A 19,509-nucleotide genomic window follows, 5' to 3' on the forward strand; every position below is an offset into this window, starting at 1 on the left:
GCCCTCGACAAGCGCACGCCAGACGCGGCATACTTCGAACAAAGTGAAACACGAAAAGCGGCATGAACATAAACCAGATGCATCTTAGCCAAGCCGCAAACCTGTCCTAAAAAGCAGGACCACTTCAGTGACCTGGAAAGACAAGGATGTCTCGCTTACGGTCACGGAATTCCTGTTGCTTCAGGCGCTGGCGCAACGCCCCGGTTTCGTGAAAAGCCGCGATAAGTTGATGGACGTGGCCTATGACGATCAGGTCTATGTCGATGATCGGACAATCGACAGTCATATCAAACGTCTGCGCAAGAAAATGCGCAGCGTCGATGATGAATTTTCAGCGATCGAGACCCTGTACGGTATCGGCTACCGCTATAACGAGGAATAGTGCCCGCAAAGGGCCAATCGGAAGGGACGTTTGTGCGCGACACAGCCCCCCCACTTGGAATGGATAAAAGCGGCGACGTCGTTCTGGGTGACGACTGGGTCGTTCCGGACAACACGGTTGAGCGCGAGTTGCAGGACAGTCGCGCCCAAAGGGGATATCTGTCACTCAAGAACTCGCCGCTCACCCGTCGGATCATCACGTTCAATCTGATCGCCCTGAACATTCTGGCCGCGGGCATCCTCTATCTCAGCGCCTCTCGCGACAGTTTCATCGACCAGCGGATCGCCAATCTGGCAAGCGATGCCGTACTGATCTCCAATGTGTTCGAGGTCGGCTTGCCATCAGGTGCGCCGGTCAATCTTGCCACCGGCGACGGCATGGATGTGCAAGGCAGATTGCAAAGCCTGACCATGCCCAAGGGTGTCAAGGCCTTTGTCTTCGACCCGACCGGAGCCTTGATCGGCGGCGTCGAAGGTGCGGGCCTGGGTGGCGATCTTGATGCATTGTTCGAGACCGACCAGGGTGCGACCTTCATCACGGATGCGCTTGCCGGAGTTTGGGGCCTTGTTGCCGGTGCTCTGCCGGCCGATACGCAGCTGCCTGCACCCGTCACGGATCAGCTCAGCGAACTGGTGGCCCCGACGATCAGCAACGGGCTGCAGGTCAGAACAAACCTCTCTACACCTGACGGCCTTGCCTTTGCGGCGACCAGCCCGATCCTTCAGGGCGACACGACCGTCGGTATTGTCGCCGTCGTCAGCGCCTCGGGTGAGATCGAAGCGATCGCGCGCTCGGAGCGCGAGCGCATGTTCCAGATGTTCATCATCGCGACGCTGGTATCGATCGGGCTGAGCCTTGTGCTGGCCTCGACAATCGCCAATCCGCTGTCCGATCTGGCCGAAGCGGCCGAGTTGGGCCGTGATCGGGACGCGCGCAAAATGCGCCACAACCGAATCCGCATTCCCGATCTCACAGCCCGCCCCGATGAAATCGGCCGCCTGTCCGGCGCGCTGCGGGGCATGGTGTCAGCGCTCTACAACCGGATTGAAGGCAACGAACAATTCGCCGCTGACGTTGCACATGAGATCAAGAACCCGCTGGCATCCTTGCGCAGCGCCGTGGGCACATTGCGGATGGTCAAGCGTGACGACCAACGTGAAAAACTGCTGGATGTGATTGAACATGACGTGCGCCGTCTTGACCGGCTTGTCAGCGACATTTCCAATGCGTCCCGTCTGGACAGTGAGCTTGTCAAGGAAGAGGAGGAGGAGTTCAATCTTCTCCAGATGCTCAACAATCTCAATCAGTACCTCGGCGAAGATGCCCGCGCAAAAGGCATCGAATACATCACCGATATGCCGGCCGGGCAAATCCGCGTGAACGGTCTCGAAGCACGTCTGGCGCAGGTCTTCGTCAATCTGATCACCAACGCGATTTCCTTCTGCGAAGAGGGGGACGCGATCCGCGTCTGGGCCCGCAAGCGCGAAAACCGGGTGCTGATCGTGGTTGAAGACACAGGTCCGGGAATCCCCGATCAGGCATTGACCAAGATTTTCAAACGCTTCTATTCGCAACGCCCCGAAGAGCATTTTGGCAACAACTCCGGTCTGGGCCTTGCGATCTCCAAACAGATCGTCGAAGCGCATGGCGGTGTGATCTGGGCAGAAAACATCCGTCCGACAGAGGCCGACATCACCTCAGAACCTCTGGGCGCGCGGTTCGTCGTGGGTCTGCCGGTCTAGCCGCCGATGGCGGCTTTACCCGGCACCGATCCCCAGCCGGATGTAATTGTACATGCCAGTTGCGTTGCCCTGCGCAACAGTGCGGTTCTGATCTGCGGCGCGTCAGGGCGTGGTAAATCCTCTCTCGCGCTTGAGTTGATGTCGCGCGGTGCCCGCCTGATTTCGGATGACAGAACCTGCCTGATCCTGCGGCCGCGCGGGGTTATCGCCTATGCGCCGCGCAGCCTTCTGGGAATGATCGAAGCGCGTTGCATCGGCATTCTGCGTGCCGACCCGGCCGCGCCGACGCGGGTCGATCTGATCCTTGATCTTGACCAGACCGAAACCACGCGGATGCCGACCCCCAAAAGCCGCGATCTGCTGGGGCAGAGTGTCCCACTGGTTCACAAAACGGATAGCGCCCATTTTCCTGCTGCCATCTTGCAGTATCTACTGGGCGGACCATGGACAAAGATCTGACCAAGTCGTCTCTGCTTTCGCCCCGCCTTGTGCTAGTGACGGGACCCTCTGGTGCGGGCCGCTCCACCGCGATCGCGGTCCTTGAGGATCTGGGTTTTGAGGCTATCGACAACCTCCCGCTCAGATTGCTCCCCCCCTTGCTTGAGAGCCAAGGTGCCGCTGACCGTCCCATGGCTTTGGGCATTGATGTGCGCAACCGGGATTTCTCGGTTGCGACCCTGATCGAAACCATCGACCGGCTCAGCGCCGAGCGTGGCAGCGCGCTGTCGGTCCTTTACCTGGATTGTCAGGCCGATGTTCTGATCCGTCGTTTTTCCGAGACCCGGCGCAGACACCCCCTTGCCCCGGCAGAAAACGCGGCAATTGGCGTTGAGCGGGAACTGGATCTGCTGATGCCGATCCGTGCACGATCCGACATGCTGATCGATACCTCCGAACTGAACGTCCACCAGTTGCGCGAAGAGATGGAGCATTGGTTCGCAGGCGGTGGCCATCGCGAACTGGCGATTTCGATCCAGTCATTTTCCTACAAACGCGGTTTGCCGCGTGGCATCGACATGGTGCTGGATTGCAGATTTCTTTCCAACCCCTATTGGCAGCCGGAATTGCGCGCCCTAGATGGCCGGGATGGCGCGGTGCAGGCGCATGTTGCAAAAGATCCGCGCTTTGATGCGTTCTATGAGCGGGTTCTGGGTTTGATGAAACTCCTGCTGCCTGCCTATGTCGAAGAAGGGAAGTCGCATTTGTCTGTGGCCTTCGGATGCACCGGCGGGCAACACAGGTCGGTTGTTTTGGCCGAGGCATTGGCTGGGGCTCTTGCAGAAGAGGGCAGGCAGGTGTCAATAAGGCACCGGGAGTTGGAGCGGCACCAGGTGGATGCCGGAACAGGAAAGAAACCGAATTGATCGGGATTGTGATCGTGGCGCATGGAGGGCTGGCCAGAGAGTATCTGGCGGCAGTCGAACATGTGGTAGGGCCCCAACCCGGCATCAAGGCCATCGCCATTGAGAACGACCATGATCGTGAGGCCAAGCAGACCGAGATCAGCGCAGCCGCAGATGCGGTGGACAGCGGAGATGGTGTCGTTGTGGTCACCGATCTTTTTGGTGGCTCACCCTCGAACCTGTCGCTGAGCGCCTGCAGGCAGGACAATCGCCGGATCATGTATGGCGCGAACCTGCCGATGCTGATCAAACTTGCCAAAAGCCGCCAGAAGCCGCTGGCCGACGCTGTACGCGCCGCCCTCGAAGCTGGTAAGAAATACATCGACAGCCAAAACATCGGCGCGCAATAACAACAAAACGACCAATACCTACGGGACAGACAGAGAGATCGCCAAAGTATGGTGCGCCGAACATTAGACATCGTGAATGAAAAGGGTCTGCACGCCCGCGCCTCAGCCAAGCTGGTCGAGGTTGTCGAGGGCTTTGATGCAACGGCCGAAGTCTCGCGTGATGGCTTGTCTGCCTCGGGTGACAGTATTATGGGTCTTCTGATGCTCGCGGCTTCCAAGGGAACGTCTATTGACGTGGAAACTTCGGGACCGGATGCTGAGGCTCTTGCTGATGCACTGCAGGCTTTGGTTGCAGACAAGTTTGGCGAAGGCTACTGATCGCGCCCTGAACGAGGGTGCACGGGGTGAACGACTTGGTAGACACTGCACAGAATGGCGACCAGCAGGCGAAAGCTGCAAACGCGCCCGGCACCGATACCAGCACCGGCGAAGTGTATGATCGCCGTTCCCTGACCTATGCCAATTCCTTTGATGATCCCTGGACGGCCTATTCGATCAAGATCATCGAGTGGATGACGGGGAAACCGACCATTCTGCGCATGGTCAACAAGTTCGAAAAGCAGAACGCCAGCTATCGCGGCCAACGTTTCTGGCGCGGGGCGCTCAACACCATGGGCATCGACTTGATGACCCCACCCGACCAGCTTGAGAACATTCCCAAGGAAGGCCCCGTCGTGGTGGTGGCCAACCATCCGCACGGGATGGTTGATGGAATGATTTTCGCCGATCTGATTGGCCGGGTGCGGCTGGATTACCGGATCCTGACCCGTTCGGTTCTGACGGGACTGGATGAGGCCGCCACCTCCTTCATGATCCCGGTCCCGTTTCCCCATGATCCCGAAGCACAAAAGAAAATGGTCGAGATGCGCGCCAAAGCCATGGCGCATCTTGGCGAGGGTGGGGTGGTTGCGCTGTTCCCGTCGGGTGTGGTGATGTCATCAGACACCATGTTCGGCCCTGCAATCGAACGGGAGTGGAATGTGTTTACCGCCAAGATGATCCGCCGTTCGGGGGCGCGCGTCGTGCCGATCTTCTTTCCGGGGTCCAATTCCCGCGCCTATCAGATCGCCAACCGTATCTCGCCCATCCTGCGGCAAGGTCTGTTGCTCCGCGAGATCGTGCGCTCGTGCAACAAGCCTCAGGCACCGGTTATCGGCAAACCGCTGAGCGATGCGCAGATGGCGCAGCTTGAAACCGATCCGCGTGGGTTCATGGCATGGCTGCGCGAACACACCTTGTCATTGGGTGACGAGAACCGACCGGTTTGATCGCTTGGCAGATGGACTGACGCTTACCGCGTCGGCACAGGCACCTCGCCGCGATAATCATAAAATCCACGTTCGGTTTTTCGGCCCAGCCAGCCGGCCTCGACATATTTCGTCAAAAGCGGGCAGGGACGGTATTTTGTATCCGCCAGACCGTCATGCAACACGTTCATGATCGCCAGGCAGGTATCCAGCCCGATGAAATCAGCCAGCTCAAGCGGACCCATCGGATGGTTGGCACCCAGTTTCATGGACTGGTCGATGGACTGCACCGAACCCACGCCTTCATACAGCGTATAGACGGCCTCATTGATCATCGGCATCAGGATGCGGTTCACGATGAAGGCGGGGAAATCCTCGGCGCTGGCGGCGGTCTTGCCCAACCTGTCCACCACGGCCTTGCACGAGGCGAATGTGTCTTCATCGGTTGCAATGCCCCGGATCAGTTCGACCAGTTGCATCACCGGAACAGGGTTCATGAAATGGAACCCCATGAATTTTTCCGGGCGATCCGTGCGGCTGGCCAGTCGCGTGATCGAGATCGACGATGTATTCGATGTCAGGATCGTATCGGGTTTCAGATGTGGCAGAAGATCCTCGAAAATCGCCTGCTTGACGCTCTCGCGCTCGGTTGCCGCCTCGATCACCAGGTCCATCTGGCCAAGTTCGGGCAATGCCAAGGTGGTCGAGATGCGGCCCATCGCGGCATTCATGACCTCTTCACTGATCCGACCCTTGCCGACCTGGCGGGCAAGGTTGCTTCGGATGTGGTCCAGCGCTTTGTCCAAGGCGTCCTGACTGACGTCTGTCATCAGCACGTTATACTCGGCCAGGGCCATCACATGCGCAATTCCATTGCCCATCTGGCCCGCGCCGATCACGCCGATTGTCCTGATCTCCGTCGCCATGCACACCCCCGGTTCACGATTTGCGCAACCATAGGCGCGCAGACTGCGCGCAGCAAGTGGCCGCACCTGCGACAGTTTTCTGCAAATGCACACATTAGCCGTTTCGTAAGACCTTTTGGCGAATCTGCACCTCAGGGTGAGAAATCAGGGTGACTCTCATGAGTTATGCAGTCAGCCGGGCGGATACGCTCGACTATGCTCCGTGTCATTACGGGGGGTCGAAACTTGTGTTCAGGGGGCCGGCAAAATCGACGGATCAGGACTATGTCGCCGTGATCGGCGGAACCGAGACCTATGGCCGCTTTGTGGCGCGTCCTTTCAGTGATCTGGTTGAAGACCGCCTGAATGTGCCGGTGGTCAATCTTGGGTGCCAGCATGCCGGCATCGACGCCTTTGTCTTTGATCCCGCGATCATGTCGGTGGCCAAGGGGGCACGACTGACGGTACTTCAGGTGATGGGGGCACAGAACATGTCGAACCGCTTTTATCGCGTGCATCCGCGTCGGAATGATCGCTTCCTTGGGCCCTCCGACATGCTCAGGTCGATCTATTCCGAAGTGGATTTCACCGATTTCAGCTTCAACCGCCATATGCTGTCGACATTGCAGATGCTGTCGCTGGACAGGTTCAGCCTGCTGCGCGATGAACTTCGCCGGGCCTGGATCGCCCGCATGAAACTGATCCAGCGCACGATTGACGGACCGTTTCTGTTACTCTGGCTACGTGAAGAGTTGCCTAACGGCTTGGGGGCCGAGCCGCTGTTTGTCGGAGCCGACATGATCGCAGAAGTTGCCGATCAGGCACTGGATGTGATCGAAGTGCCGGTGCGCCGCGCGGGCGGCGATCTGGAAGGGATGGTCTATGGCGCGATGCAAGGCTCGATTGCGGCGCAAATGCTGGGTGTCGAGACACATCACCTTATTGCCGAGCATCTGTCCAAAGCCCTGGCAGAGCATCTGAAAACCGGAGCATGAAAAAACCCCCGTCGGACCGGCCGACGGGGGTTTAGGATTGTTATCGTGGCTTTGGTTCAGCTCAGCTTTTCGGTCAGCTCGGGCACCGCGACAAAGAGGTCTGCAACCAGTCCGTAGTCGGCCACCTGAAAGATCGGGGCTTCTTCGTCCTTGTTGATGGCGACGATGATCTTGCTGTCTTTCATGCCCGCCAGGTGCTGAATGGCACCGGAAATCCCGACAGCGATGTAAAGATCGGGAGCCACAACCTTGCCGGTCTGACCAACCTGCCAGTCGTTCGGAGCATAGCCGGAATCCACCGCTGCGCGCGATGCGCCAACGGCAGCACCCAGCGTGTCGGCCAGTTTCTCGATCATCGCAAAGTCGTCTTCCGAACCGACGCCGCGACCACCGGATACAACCACACCGGCCGAGGTCAGCTCGGGGCGATCAGATGCCGCAACCTTGTCTTCTATCCATTCGGACAAGGACGGGTTGTCGCCCGCCGTGATGTTTTCAACCGAAGACGAGCCACCGGTGCCAGCCGCATCAAAGGTCGATGTCCGGAAGGTGATGACCTTCTTGGCATCCGAAGACTTGATGGTCTGCACGGCGTTACCGGCATAGATCGGACGCTCGAATGTCGATCCGTCCACAACGCCCGAGGCATCCGAGATCACCATGACATCCAGCAGCGCTGCAACGCGCGGCATGATGTTCTTGGCGTCCGTGGTGGCAGGGGCCACGATATGCTCGTAATTCGCGGCAAGTGCCACGATCAGGGCGGCGGCCGGTTCGGCCAGACGCTTGCCATACAGCGGATCCTCGGCGCACAGCACCTTGGACACGCCGTCAATTGTTGCGGCCTGGGCTGCGGCAGCGGCGCAGGTTGCACCCACGGCCAGAACCGTCACTTCGCCCAATTTTTTGGCCGCAGTCACCGCCTTGGCGGTCGCGTCCATGCTCAATTCGCCGTCATTGATTTCTGCGAGAAGAAGAACAGCCATTATACAGCACCCACTTCCTTGAGTTTCGCTACCAGCTCGTCAACCGAGCCCACTTTGATACCCGCTTCGCGCGCTGCAGGCTCTTCGGTTTTGACAACCTCAAGCCGCGGCGTCACGTCCACGCCGTAATCAGCCGCGGTTTTCTCATCCAGCGGCTTTTTCTTGGCTTTCATGATGTTGGGCAAGGATGCATAGCGTGGCTCGTTCAGGCGCAGGTCAACAGTCACGATTGTCGGCATCGTCACCTTGATCGTCTGCAGGCCGCCGTCCACCTCACGGGTGACAACAGCATGATCCGCTTCGACATCCAGTTCCGAGGCGAAGGTGGCCTGCGACCAGCCCAGCAGAGCCGACAACATCTGGCCCGTGGCGTTCATGTCGTTGTCGATGGCCTGCTTGCCGCAGATCACCAGACCGGGCTGTTCTTCGTCGATCACAGCCTTAAGGATCTTGGCAACCGCCAGCGGTTCGATGTCCTGATGCACATCATCGGCCGCAACCACCAGAATGGCGCGGTCCGCGCCCATCGCCAACGCCGTGCGCAGCGTTTCCTGACATTGTTTCACGCCAATCGACACGGCGATGATTTCTTCGGCCTTGCCCGCTTCTTTCAGGCGGATGGCCGCTTCGACGGCAATCTCGTCAAAGGGGTTCATCGACATCTTCACGTTCGCAAGATCAACACCCGATCCGTCCGCTTTGACACGGACCTTCACGTTATAGTCGATCACGCGTTTGACAGGTACCAACACCTTCATAAGCGTTTCACTCCTCACATGGGCCCGGCCATATCTCGACTCGGGCTTCGGTTTAGCTCGCGCTGTTGATAACGGCGCGGGGTCTCGGGAAACAGGGCAAAATCGTCACGTTTAGGTCCATAGACGTCGCGTAATTGACGTGAGGCCGGTCTAGGTCAGGCGCGGCATCGGCCAAATGGCGATCAGACCCGACTTTGATCATCTTTCCTGCCTGGAATATCGGGCGGCACTGAATTCAGCGGTTCGCGCCGGGAACCCACAACACATCATCCTTGCCGCCGTTGTTGGCCATGCGCGCGGCCACAAAGAACCAGTCGCTCAGCCGGTTGAGATATTTCACCGCATCCGCGTTCACGGCTTCCATTGTCGCCAGCTCAACGGTCTGGCGTTCCGCACGACGCGCGACGGTCCGGCAGACATGAAGTGCTGCCGCCAGCCGAGCGCCACCGGGCAGCACAAAGCTGCGCAAAGGTTCGAGATGGCTGTTCATCGCATCAATCTCGGCTTCCAGTCGCGAGACCTGCGAGGCAATCACACGCAGCGGCGGGTATTCGGATTCGGCGTCTTTCTCCATATCAGGGCGACACAGATCGGCACCCAGATCAAACAGGTCGTTCTGGATGCGCTCCAACTGCTGATCCAGCGCGCCCTCGGCTTCAAGCCGGGCAACGCCCACAAAGGAATTCAGTTCATCCGTCGTGCCATAAGCCGTGACGCGCATCGCGTGTTTGGCAACCCGCGCGCCATTGCCCAGAGCGGTTTCGCCCGCATCCCCGGTTTTCGTATAGATCTTGTTCAGAATGACCATCTGTTGCCGCCCTTATTGCCTGCTGAAATACACATAAGCCATGATCAGAACCACCGCTGCAAACTGCGCGATCAAACGCAGGCGCATCATCTTGTTTCCGTACTTGTGGTTGAAGCTACCACCTTTGGCAAAACCACCCATGCCGATCACCAAAGCGATGACAACGCCAGCCACTGCCAGCAGAATAAGGATAAATAGAGGGTCCAAAACGGCGCTCCCGGGTTCGATGTCTTCTGTGTCACCGCTGATCTAGCGGGCTGGTCCGGAAAAGCGAACCGGTTTTCTTCATATTCGGGACGCGATCGCATCCAGAGCCCGGTCAGGCAGGATCCGATGCAGGAGCGCGGCCAGGTAGGTGGCCCCCGTGATCATGTAGCGCGCCTTCGGCCTGCGTGCGTCCAGGGCCCGGATCACTTTGGCCGTCACCGCCGAGGCGGGCAGCTCGAACAGGTCTTTCTTTCCGCTGCCTTCATAAAGCCTCTTGAGCAAGCCGCGTTCATAGGCCGCGCGCCGGGGCGAGTTCTCCCAGTCGATCCAGCGCTCAAAGAACGGGATGCCCTTTACGCGAAACATCGTCGTGATCGGGCCGGGCTCAATCAGTACCACATGAATGCCGGTGCCGCGCATTTCGATGCGCAGCGTATCGCTCATCGCTTCCAATGCGCGCTTGGTCGCCGAATAAGCCCCGCGCCAGGGAATATAGGTGAAGCCCAAAGTGGAGGAACATTGCAGGATTCGCCCATGTCCCTGGGCCCGCATCACGGGCAGGACCTGCCGCGTCAGCTCATGCCAACCAAAGAAATTCGTCTCGAAAATCTCGCGCAAACCCTGTGTCGGCAAATCCTCGACAGCACCGAAAAACCCATGCGCACCGTTGTTGAACACAGCATCCAGCGTGCCGCCCGTAGCCTCAAGAACTTCGGCAAGACCCGAGGTGATGGTGGCCGTGTCGCTATAGTCGATGCGCGGGCTGTCAAACCCTTGTGCGCGCAAGGCCTCACAATCGGCCTCTTTGCGGCAGGACGCGAAAACCCGCCAGCCTCGCGCCTTGAGCGCGCGCGCGGCATCCTCACCAATGCCCGATGAGCAGCCAGTGATCAGAATGGTTTTCTGCGCCATCAAAAGCCCCCTAGTCGAATACTGGGGCCGTTCTGACGTGTAACGCGACGCTTGGCAATCAGCCCGTAGGCTCGGTCAGCAGGTATTCCGCCATCCAGCCGACCCTACTGTCATTGACTATGCGCAGCTTGACCCAACCAGTCCCATCCGCATCGATGACTTCGACCTCGGTGCCCTGAGGCAGGCTGACAAGCACCGAATACTCGGTCCCCGGCCCGTTGCGCATGTTCACGCGACTTGCGGAGACTTCGCGAATATCCGGCATCTCAGGCTCGGCCACGAGCCGGGCAGGCTGCGCCGACAAGCCGGCCACGGTGAGTTGTTGAGCCGGGTTCGCGAACAGCTCGAGGTTCTGACCCAGAGCAATCAGCACCGGTTTATCCGCAACTTCGCCCTGGGCGGTGGTAACCACCGCTTTGGGTGCCGCGGGGGGCGGTGGTGCGGGCTTTATGCGCAGCGAGACCTGTGACACCGCCGGCTGCACCGGCGCAGGCTCTGGCCGGAGTTGCGCGACGCGTTCGATGCGCGCCTCGGCCTGATCCTGTTCTGCTTCTTTTGCGGCTGCGATCAGTTCGGCCTTGCGCGGAACAAACTCATCCCCGCCGCTCAGCTCATAAAAGGCAAACGCCATAAACACGAAACTCAGAAAGACAAACTTGTTCATCCCTTCCCCCAGGGCTGTAGGCAATCTTCAGTAAACTGCAGCGATTGGTTGGCAGACCGAATCGAACTGTATCAGAAACATCGATTCGATGCGCCGTTTCATGGGGAAAATTCGCATGCTCTGCCCAAAATCAGAAAAAAGCCCCATGCGCGCAGCACCGGCTTTACGCGGTCAGGTCTGCCGCGTATCACATCATCTATGACTGATTTGGTGGACGACCCCAATATCGACCCGTCCGAGGTGGCCGAACCGCTGCGCCGTGCAATCGGCGAGCGCTACCTGACCTATGCGCTCTCCACCATCATGCACCGCGCGTTGCCCGATGCGCGCGACGGTCTCAAACCGGTGCACCGGCGCATATTGTTCGCGATGCGTGAACTGCGCCTGTCCAGTGGCGGGGGCTTTCGCAAATCCGCCAAGATCTCTGGCGATGTGATGGGCAACTATCACCCCCATGGGGACGCCGCGATCTACGACGCGATGGCCCGGCTGGCCCAGGACTTCAACGTCCGCTATCCGCTGGTCGACGGACAGGGAAATTTCGGCAATATCGACGGCGATAACCCGGCGGCGGCGCGCTATACCGAAGCGCGCATGACCCAGGTGGCCGAAGCGCTGCTGGACGGGCTGAATGAAAACGCCGTCGATTTTCGCGACAATTACGACGGCACGCTGACCGAACCGGTCGTCCTGCCTGCACAGTTTCCCAATCTATTGGCGAATGGCTCGTCCGGCATCGCGGTGGGCATGGCCACCAATATCCCGCCCCATAACATCGCGGAGTTATGTGATGCCTGCCTGCATCTGATCAAAACGCCCGATGCGCGGGATGACACGCTGCTGAACTATGTTCCCGGCCCCGATTTCCCCACCGGCGGGATCATCGTCGATGACCGCGAGACCATCGCGCAGGCCTATCGCACCGGGCGCGGCAGCTTCCGTCTGCGCTGCAAATGGGAGCTTGAGGATCTCGGCCGTGGTCAATGGCAGATCGTGGTCACCGAGATTCCCTATCAAGTGCAGAAATCCCGCCTGATCGAAAAGATCGCAGAGCTGATACAGACCAAGAAGATCCCCATCCTCGGCGATATTCGCGATGAATCCGCCGATGACGTGCGCATGGTGATCGAGCCGCGCTCCAAGAATGTCGACCCCGAAGTCTTGATGGGCATGCTCTATCGCAACTCGGATCTCGAGGTGCGCTTCTCGCTGAACATGAATGTGCTGATCGACGGGGTCACCCCCAAGGTCTGCTCGATGAAGGAAGTGCTGCGCGCCTTCCTGGATTTCCGCCGCGAGGTTCTGATCCGCCGCTCCGAATACCGGATGGAAAAGATCGACCATCGCCTAGAGGTGCTCGAGGGCTTTATCGTTGCTTTCCTCAATCTCGACCGGGTGATCGACATCATTCGCTATGATGAGGATCCCAAACCCGCCCTCATGCGCGAGGACTGGTCCAGGGATCACCCCCGCGCCATGACCGAGGCCGACTATGTCCCGCCTGCACCCGGCGAGGGCGAGTTGAGCGAAACCCAGGTGGATGCGATCCTCAACATGCGCCTGCGCAGCTTGCGGCGTCTGGAGGAAATCGAACTTCTGCGCGAACAGGCCGCGCTGATGGAAGAACGCGCTGGCCTCGAAGACCTGTTGGAAAGCGAAGGCCTGCAGTGGGACAAGATCGCGGATCAGCTCAAAGAGATCCGCAAGATCTTTGGCAAGGACTATGCAGGTGGTGCGCGCCGTACGCGTCTGGAAGAGGCCGGAGATATCGAAGACGTTCCGCTCGAGGCGATGATCGAACGCGAACCGATCACGGTCGTGTGCTCACAAATGGGCTGGATCCGCGCCATGACCGGCCATATCGACCTCAATCGTGAACTGAAATTCAAGGATGGCGACGCCCCGCGCTTTGCGTTCCACGCCGAAACCACCGACAAGCTGATCCTGTTCGGCTCGAACGGGCGGTTTTACACGCTCTCCGCCGTCAGCTTGCCGGGCGGTCGCGGCATGGGAGAACCGATCCGGCTGATCGTCGATCTGCCCAACGAGGCCGAGATCATCGACATTTTCATCTATCGCCCGGAGGGAAAACTGATCGTCGCCTCCAGCGCCGGCAACGGGTTCGTGGTGCCGCAGTCCGATGTCATGGCACAGACCCGCGCGGGCAAGCAGGTGCTCAACGTCAAGGGAGACGAGCGCGCCTGCGCCGTGCGACACGTCGCCGGGGATCACGTGGCGGTTGTCTCGCAGAATGGCAAATTCCTGGTCTTCCCGCTCGAAGAGCTCCCCGAAATGGGCCGGGGCAAAGGCGTGCGCCTGCAGAAATACAACATGGCGCGCGGCAAACAGGGCTCTCTCGAACTTGACGGTGGTCTGTCCGATCTCACCACCTTCGTCTGGCAGGAGGGCCTGCGCTGGAGCATGGGCGGCGGCAAGACCCGGCATGAACCGGATATGTCGGAATGGCTGGCCAAGCGCGCAGGCGTCGGCAAACGCCCGCCCCACGGCTTCCCCAAGGACTACAAGTTCGGCTGAACAGCCAAGGCCCGCGCGCGCGGGCTGCGTCTTTCTGGTCGCAAATACCCGATCACACCGGTTGTGCCATGAGCCAGACCCCACCTTCCGGGCGCAATGTCAGGATCATCACCGGTTTGGGATCACGCCCTTTCACGGCGGTAAAGTGAAACCGTGACAGCAGGGTTGCCAGAATGATCACCGCCTCCTGCAGCGCGAAACTGGCCCCGATACAGATACGAGGCCCATCGCCAAACGGCAGATAGGCATAGCGCTCGATGGCCTTGCGATCCGCGAAACGGTCAGGGCGAAATGCATCCGGTTCCTCCCACAGCAGATGACTGCGATGCAGCGCATAGATCGGCAGGATCACGGTATCGCCCGGCAGGATCCTGGTGGCGCAGATCTCATCCTCGGCCAGGGCGGTGCGCGATACCATCGCGGCAGGCGGGTAAAGCCGCAGCGCTTCGTCCAGGATCTGACGAATGAAGGGCAAATGCGCCACATCTGCACCGGTGGCTGCACGGCCATCGCTCAGGACGGCTTGCGCCTCGGCGCGGGCCTGTTCCTGCACCTTCTGGTCGAACGCACACAGATAAAGCCCCCATGCCAGCGACAAGGCGGTGGTCTCATGACCGGCGACGATGAAGGCCAGCAGGTTGTCACGCAGTTCGGCGGTTGTCATCTGCCGCCCGGACTTGGGATCCTCACCGCTCAGCAACAGATCCAGAAGATCGGGCACGCCTTGCGGGCCGCGCGCGGCGCGCGCCTCGATGGCCCCGTCCGCCATCTTTTTCATATCCGTCATGCCGCTGTCTGACAGCGCACGCGACGGGCGCGGGATCCAGTCTGGCGCTCCCAGGATATCAAGCAGAGACACTTTTCCGGCATCCGCGATATAGGTCTCGATCGCCGCATGCACCGCGTCGCGATCAAACGAACCGTCACCCGAAAAGGTCACGTCACCGATCACATCGAAAGTGGTCGTGACCATCTCGTCAAACAGGTTGACGGCGCGCCCCGTGCCTGCCTCGGCAATCCGCGCCGCCGACCGTTCAGCCGCCGCCGTCATGATCGGGGCCAGGTTCATCACATTGCGGTGGGAAAACACCGGTGCCGCCATCCGCCTCTGCCAGCGCCACTGCGCGCCCTCTGCAATGAACAGGGAATCGCCAATCGCCGGATTCAACAGGGTCTTGGTCACAACCGATTTCGGATAGAAGGCCTCGCGCTCCAGCAGCACCTGACGGATGCCGGCGGGATCGGTCAGCATATGCCAGCGCTTGCCGGTCTTGCCCGACACGATGGGCTGGTGCGTCGAGGCCTCGGGGATGATCGAGACGATGTTGCGCCGCGCCTCGCGAAAGCTGCGCCAGACACCCAGAGGTGCCGTTGCCAGCGGCACGGTGACGGGCAGCGCTTCATCACGGGTCAGATGCATGATAGGCAGATTTCGGCTGGTCAGGATTATCAGGTCATATAGGCCACAATGGCCCGCCTTCAAAGGTTTGCACCCCTGAGGGTTTGTGGATAGGTTCACGGCGACACCAAACGGGGATACCGATGACGCGATTGTTTGCCTTTCTTTCTGTGTTCGCCCTTCTGACGGCATGCGGCGAACAGGTCGTCGATGAAACGCGAATCGCGGATCTGGGCGAGTTCCGCCTCGGCCACAACATCGTGATCGCCTCCAAGATGCAGAGAGTCCCGGCCTCGCGCACCGCGACCGAGGAAGAATGGGTAACCGCGCTCACCCAGGCCTTTGATGATCGCTTTGCCCGTTATCAGGGCAACCAACTCTATCATTTCGGCATTTCGGTCGAGGGCTATATTCTGGCCCCTCCCGGCGTGCCCGTGGTGGCAGCGCCAAAATCAGCCGTCGTGCTGAACGTCACCATCTGGGATGACGCCGAAGCCCGCAAGCTGAATGAAGAACCACATCAGTTGCTGATTTTCGAAAGCCTCGATGAAGGTCTCGGTGTGGGCTCGGGCTATACCAGCACAGCGGAAGAACAGCTTGCCAATCTTGCGTTCAATGCCTCCCGCGAGCTTGAAAAATGGCTGTCCAACAAACAGGAAGAACTTGGCTGGTTCAACCTGAAGCCCGGCACTGAACCAAGCAAAGACCTCACCGATCCCACGGCAGCCTCCGAGGAAAGCATCACGGATACGGTCCTGCCTGCGGATGACACGGATCCGGTGGTCGCGACGTCTGAACTGCTCGAAGACGGCTAGGCTCTGGGCCCATGAACGGGTCCCCGCCCCAACGGCTGCTTTGACCCAGAGCAGATATTGGCGAAAGATGCGGCAATGACCGGGTTGCGGGGCGGAGCTTCCGCTCCGCGCATTTCTATGCTTTGGCAAAGCCATCATCGCGCGAAATCCTTGGCTGCGATCGCACAATAAAAGCCCGGACGGATAACGCCTGGGCCTCTAATGTCGACGGATCGGATTTGACTGCTCTCCCAGCCTGCCTGATCGAGACGCGAATTTGTATCAGCCGGCGAGTTGCACTTCCGGCTGCTTCCATGTGCCATCGAGCACGGAAGCCTCTGGATAGTAGACCCGCATCACCGCCATGAAGGGTCCCTCTGGTGCGGGCAGCCAGTTCTTGGCCTTATCTCCTTCGGGTTGCGTCGCGGAAAGGTAGATCGACGTGCTGCCGTCGGCATCCGTCACCAGATCGGGCAACATGGGCGAGTTGATCAGATACTTGTCTATCGGGTTGGCCACGAGAAACTGCTGCGGCAGGTTGTACATGGTAATTGACCAGAAGGCTTTCGCGGGCGGAAGCTGACCCTTTTCAAATCGGATCACATAGGTCTTGTCACCCGAGAGGGGCTGGCCATCAGCAGAGGTTCCAAAAAGACCATAGTAGGCTTCTTCCTTTGAATTCCCGAGAATTCCCATCTGGGCGCCCACTGCACGGTTCACATAGTCACCGTTGATGAAAGCCCGGGTACCGAACAGATTCTCCGAAGTCTCGGTTGTCTTTCGGCGCGCATCGATCTCTGCCTGCCCGTCGGCCATTCCAGCCTTCAGCGCCTCAGCCATGTCGCTCGACAAGGCGGCGATGTCGAGCTTTTCGCCCGGAACGATGCCGATCTGGGCAAAGCGGTCCCGCAAATCTTTTTCATCGGGAAGAACCGGGACGTACTGAAGTATGAAGGAAAGCAGATTGAACAGTTCAAGCGAGGTCCGTTCATCGGCGACAGAAAGCGGCGTTGGAAAGTCCACGGTCGGCGCGGCAGCCGGGGCAGGCGTTCCCGCAAAGGCGGAAAGCGTTGCGAGCTTGTATTCCGCTTGAATCGCGCGGACATTGTCGATGTCCTTCGGGCCAAACAGCTGTGTGCGGTAGATCGCGAGCACGAAATCCGTCTCGGCCTGAATGACTTTGGTGATGCCGGCTGGCACCTCACCCGTCCAGCCCGGACCGCTGATCAGAAAGCTGCCGCCGTCATTTCCGGTAGCACGGGTGCCAAGATAATCGAAGTTATACGTGTAGGAGTCGACCAATTGAACCGAGAAGTAGCGGTTCGCATCGATCTTCGGCAAGGTCAGAACAATCGGTTCGGCGCGCAAATCAAGCCAGCAAAAGGAATACGGCGTGTCCGAGTTGGGGGTTTGCACCGCCGTGTCGGCAGGTGTGTAGACGTTTGCCTCGCTGTAAAGACCGTTCGGCGGCCCCTTGTATTGCTTGTCCTTCTCATTGATGAAGTACGCCCACATGATGCGGTAGTAATCCACCATGGGAAACCCATAGATATAAGCCTCCTTCGCGATGGCACGGGCCTCGTCGGGGGACACGGAAATCGTGGCTCGAGCGGGAAGCCCGATGGCCCCTGCCGCCATGAACGCAATGGCGGAGGTGGCGGTCTGGGTGAAACGGCGACGTGTTACTTTCATGGTCTATCTTCTTTTCCGGAGGTTATCGAACTACGGTAATCTGAGCACGCTCATCACGCGTTGATCTTGGTCAATGTAGAGAGCTTGCTTTGTCTGCTCTGGGCTCGAGGCCCTCATCTGACGGTTTTGGTCGAATGTCGGCTTTACCCCGGATTGTGGACATCACTGCGTTGTTTCCATCGGCGACAACATCGTGATTGAAGGGCGGCTCGAGGATTGTCCATGTCGCATCTGTTCTGGCTCGGCCAGTATTGTCTCAACCGCATCAAGCATATGTTCCCAAAGCCGCGGAGGGTGCTCGTGCAGATGACCGAAAGGTACTCAGCGGCATGTTCCATGTCATTCGCAATGGCTTGCGCTGGCGCGACGCACCTGCCCGCAAAAGGGCGCGTTTGCCGGGCACCTGCATCCGGTGCTTGATTTTCCCGACCGAACCCAATATGTCGCCCGCGCATAGGAAACAGGGTCATTCAGACCCATTTGACAAAAGGGCGCCGGACACGATGGCAAAGGCAAAGTTTGAACGTAACAAACCTCACGTGAACATCGGTACGATTGGTCACGTGGATCACGGCAAGACGACGCTGACGGCGGCGATCACCAAGTATTTCGGCGATTTCAAAGCCTATGACCAGATCGACGGCGCGCCCGAAGAGAAGGCCCGCGGCATCACGATCTCGACCGCGCACGTGGAATACGAGACCGACGCGCGCCACTATGCCCACGTCGACTGCCCTGGCCACGCGGATTACGTCAAGAACATGATCACCGGTGCGGCGCAGATGGACGGCGCGATCCTGGTCGTGAACGCGGCTGATGGCCCGATGCCCCAGACCCGTGAGCACATCCTGCTGGGCCGCCAGGTGGGTATCCCCACGATGGTGGTCTACATGAACAAAGTCGACCAGGTTGACGACGAAGAGCTTCTGGAACTGGTGGAAATGGAAATCCGCGAGCTTCTGTCGAGCTATGACTACCCCGGCGACGATATTCCTATCGTGCGCGGTTCGGCGCTGGCGGCCATGGAAGGCCGTGATCCCGAGATCGGCGAAAGCTCCATCCGCGCGCTGATGGCTGCGGTTGATGAGTGGATCCCGACCCCCGAGCGTGCGATCGACCAGCCGTTCCTGATGCCTGTCGAAGACGTGTTCTCGATCTCTGGCCGTGGCACGGTTGTGACCGGTCGTATCGAGCGCGGCGTGATCAACGTGGGCGACAGCATCGAGATCGTGGGCATCCGCACCACGCAAACGACGACCTGCACCGGTGTGGAAATGTTCCGCAAGCTGCTGGATCGTGGTGAGGCTGGCGACAACATCGGCGCGCTGCTGCGTGGTATCGACCGTGAAGCGGTCGAGCGTGGTCAGGTTCTGTGCAAGCCCGGTTCCGTGACGCCGCACACCAAGTTCGAAGCCGAAGCCTATATCCTGACCAAGGAAGAGGGTGGCCGTCATACGCCGTTCTTTGCCAACTATCGCCCGCAGTTCTACTTCCGTACGACGGATGTGACCGGCACGGTGATGCTGGCCGAGGGCACCGAGATGGTGATGCCCGGTGACAACGTGTCCTTCGGCGTCGAGCTGATCGCACCGATCGCGATGGAACAAGGCCTGCGCTTTGCCATCCGCGAAGGTGGCCGCACGGTTGGTGCCGGAGTTGTGTCCAAAATCACCGACTGATTTTGACACCGCAGACGGGCAGGGCGATTTCCCAAAAAATCGCCCGGAGCC

At 59.4% G+C, this 19,509-nt stretch carries 19 protein-coding genes and 1 pseudogene; 11 read left to right on the plus strand and 9 right to left on the minus strand.

Going from position 1 to position 19,509, the window contains the following annotated elements:
• Positions 1-124 precede the first annotated feature (124 nt).
• From WAO69_RS17030 to WAO69_RS17060, 7 genes and pseudogenes are all read left to right on the plus strand, one after another.
• Positions 125-382, plus strand: a pseudogene (locus WAO69_RS17030) (winged helix-turn-helix domain-containing protein); the annotation flags it as partial.
• 59 nt (positions 383-441) lie between these two features.
• Entirely contained in the window at positions 442-2,124 is a 1,683-nt protein-coding gene (locus tag WAO69_RS17035) for an ATP-binding protein (protein ID WP_422181341.1), read from the plus strand.
• A gap of 6 nt (positions 2,125-2,130) precedes the next feature.
• Positions 2,131-2,583 (plus strand): HPr kinase/phosphorylase, encoded by a 453-nt coding sequence (locus WAO69_RS17040; RefSeq protein WP_422181343.1) that lies wholly within the window; start codon positions 2,131-2,133, stop codon positions 2,581-2,583.
• A complete protein-coding gene (rapZ, locus tag WAO69_RS17045) occupies positions 2,568-3,488 on the plus strand; it encodes an RNase adapter RapZ (protein ID WP_422181345.1) in 921 nt (306 codons plus the stop codon). Before WAO69_RS17040 ends, rapZ begins: the two co-directional genes overlap by 16 nt.
• Positions 3,485-3,877, plus strand: coding sequence for a PTS sugar transporter subunit IIA (locus WAO69_RS17050; protein ID WP_422181347.1), 393 nt, complete (start codon positions 3,485-3,487; stop codon positions 3,875-3,877). The genes rapZ and WAO69_RS17050 overlap by 4 nt, the downstream gene beginning before the upstream one ends.
• A gap of 48 nt (positions 3,878-3,925) precedes the next feature.
• Positions 3,926-4,195: an HPr family phosphocarrier protein gene (locus WAO69_RS17055; protein ID WP_422181349.1), complete on the plus strand. Its 270-nt coding sequence runs from the start codon at positions 3,926-3,928 to the stop codon at positions 4,193-4,195.
• Positions 4,196-4,230: 35 nt separating this feature from the next.
• Positions 4,231-5,145: a lysophospholipid acyltransferase family protein gene (locus WAO69_RS17060; protein ID WP_422181377.1), complete on the plus strand. Its 915-nt coding sequence runs from the start codon at positions 4,231-4,233 to the stop codon at positions 5,143-5,145.
• A 23-nt stretch (positions 5,146-5,168) separates the two neighbouring features.
• Here WAO69_RS17060 and WAO69_RS17065 read toward each other — a convergent pair whose 3' ends face one another.
• Entirely contained in the window at positions 5,169-6,050 is an 882-nt protein-coding gene (locus tag WAO69_RS17065) for a 3-hydroxybutyryl-CoA dehydrogenase (RefSeq protein ID WP_422181351.1), read from the minus strand.
• 158 nt (positions 6,051-6,208) lie between these two features.
• Here WAO69_RS17065 and WAO69_RS17070 point away from each other — a divergent pair, with 158 nt between their 5' ends.
• Entirely contained in the window at positions 6,209-7,024 is an 816-nt protein-coding gene (locus WAO69_RS17070; protein WP_422181353.1) for a DUF6473 family protein, read from the plus strand.
• Positions 7,025-7,080: 56 nt separating this feature from the next.
• Here the strand turns inward: WAO69_RS17070 and WAO69_RS17075 are convergent, their stop codons facing one another.
• The 6 genes from WAO69_RS17075 to WAO69_RS17100 all read right to left on the minus strand — a co-directional run bounded on the left by WAO69_RS17075 (position 7,081) and on the right by WAO69_RS17100 (position 11,359).
• Positions 7,081-8,010 carry an electron transfer flavoprotein subunit alpha/FixB family protein gene (locus tag WAO69_RS17075; RefSeq protein WP_422181355.1) on the minus strand — a complete coding sequence of 310 codons (930 nt, stop codon included), beginning with the start codon at positions 8,008-8,010 and terminating at the stop codon, positions 7,081-7,083.
• Positions 8,010-8,768 (minus strand): electron transfer flavoprotein subunit beta/FixA family protein, encoded by a 759-nt coding sequence (locus tag WAO69_RS17080; RefSeq protein WP_422181357.1) that lies wholly within the window; start codon positions 8,766-8,768, stop codon positions 8,010-8,012. The genes WAO69_RS17075 and WAO69_RS17080 overlap by 1 nt, the downstream gene beginning before the upstream one ends.
• Before the next feature lie 235 nt (positions 8,769-9,003).
• Positions 9,004-9,576: a cob(I)yrinic acid a,c-diamide adenosyltransferase gene (locus WAO69_RS17085; protein WP_422181359.1), complete on the minus strand. Its 573-nt coding sequence runs from the start codon at positions 9,574-9,576 to the stop codon at positions 9,004-9,006.
• Between the two features lie 12 nt (positions 9,577-9,588).
• Positions 9,589-9,783, minus strand: coding sequence for a twin transmembrane helix small protein (locus WAO69_RS17090; protein ID WP_422181361.1), 195 nt, complete (start codon positions 9,781-9,783; stop codon positions 9,589-9,591).
• Between the two features lie 78 nt (positions 9,784-9,861).
• Complete coding sequence (locus tag WAO69_RS17095; protein WP_422181363.1) at positions 9,862-10,695, minus strand: SDR family NAD(P)-dependent oxidoreductase; 834 nt, start codon at positions 10,693-10,695, stop codon at positions 9,862-9,864.
• Between the two features lie 58 nt (positions 10,696-10,753).
• Positions 10,754-11,359, minus strand: a complete 606-nt coding sequence (locus WAO69_RS17100; RefSeq protein ID WP_422181365.1) for an SH3 domain-containing protein — start codon at positions 11,357-11,359, stop codon at positions 10,754-10,756.
• Positions 11,360-11,557: 198 nt separating this feature from the next.
• On the opposite strand from WAO69_RS17100, the gene WAO69_RS17105 reads away from it, so the two are divergent.
• The gene (locus tag WAO69_RS17105; protein WP_422181367.1) at positions 11,558-13,894 is read left to right on the plus strand and encodes a DNA topoisomerase IV subunit A; all 2,337 of its coding nucleotides are present in this window, start codon (positions 11,558-11,560) and stop codon (positions 13,892-13,894) included.
• A 52-nt stretch (positions 13,895-13,946) separates the two neighbouring features.
• On the opposite strand, the gene WAO69_RS17110 is transcribed toward WAO69_RS17105, so the two are convergent.
• On the minus strand, positions 13,947-15,314 hold the full coding sequence (locus tag WAO69_RS17110; protein WP_422181369.1) for a cytochrome P450: 1,368 nt from the start codon (positions 15,312-15,314) through the stop codon (positions 13,947-13,949).
• A gap of 122 nt (positions 15,315-15,436) precedes the next feature.
• On the opposite strand from WAO69_RS17110, the gene WAO69_RS17115 reads away from it, so the two are divergent.
• Positions 15,437-16,108, plus strand: coding sequence for a hypothetical protein (locus WAO69_RS17115; protein WP_422181371.1), 672 nt, complete (start codon positions 15,437-15,439; stop codon positions 16,106-16,108).
• A 261-nt stretch (positions 16,109-16,369) separates the two neighbouring features.
• Here WAO69_RS17115 and WAO69_RS17120 read toward each other — a convergent pair whose 3' ends face one another.
• Positions 16,370-17,779, minus strand: coding sequence for a DUF1254 domain-containing protein (locus WAO69_RS17120; RefSeq protein ID WP_422181373.1), 1,410 nt, complete (start codon positions 17,777-17,779; stop codon positions 16,370-16,372).
• A gap of 503 nt (positions 17,780-18,282) precedes the next feature.
• On the opposite strand from WAO69_RS17120, the gene tuf reads away from it, so the two are divergent.
• Positions 18,283-19,458 (plus strand): elongation factor Tu, encoded by a 1,176-nt coding sequence (gene tuf, locus WAO69_RS17125; RefSeq protein ID WP_422181375.1) that lies wholly within the window; start codon positions 18,283-18,285, stop codon positions 19,456-19,458.
• The last annotated feature ends 51 nt before the right edge of the window (positions 19,459-19,509 follow it).

This window comes from Aestuariivita sp. (assembly GCF_049276915.1).
Classification (GTDB): Bacteria; Pseudomonadota; Alphaproteobacteria; order Rhodobacterales; family Rhodobacteraceae; genus Aestuariivita.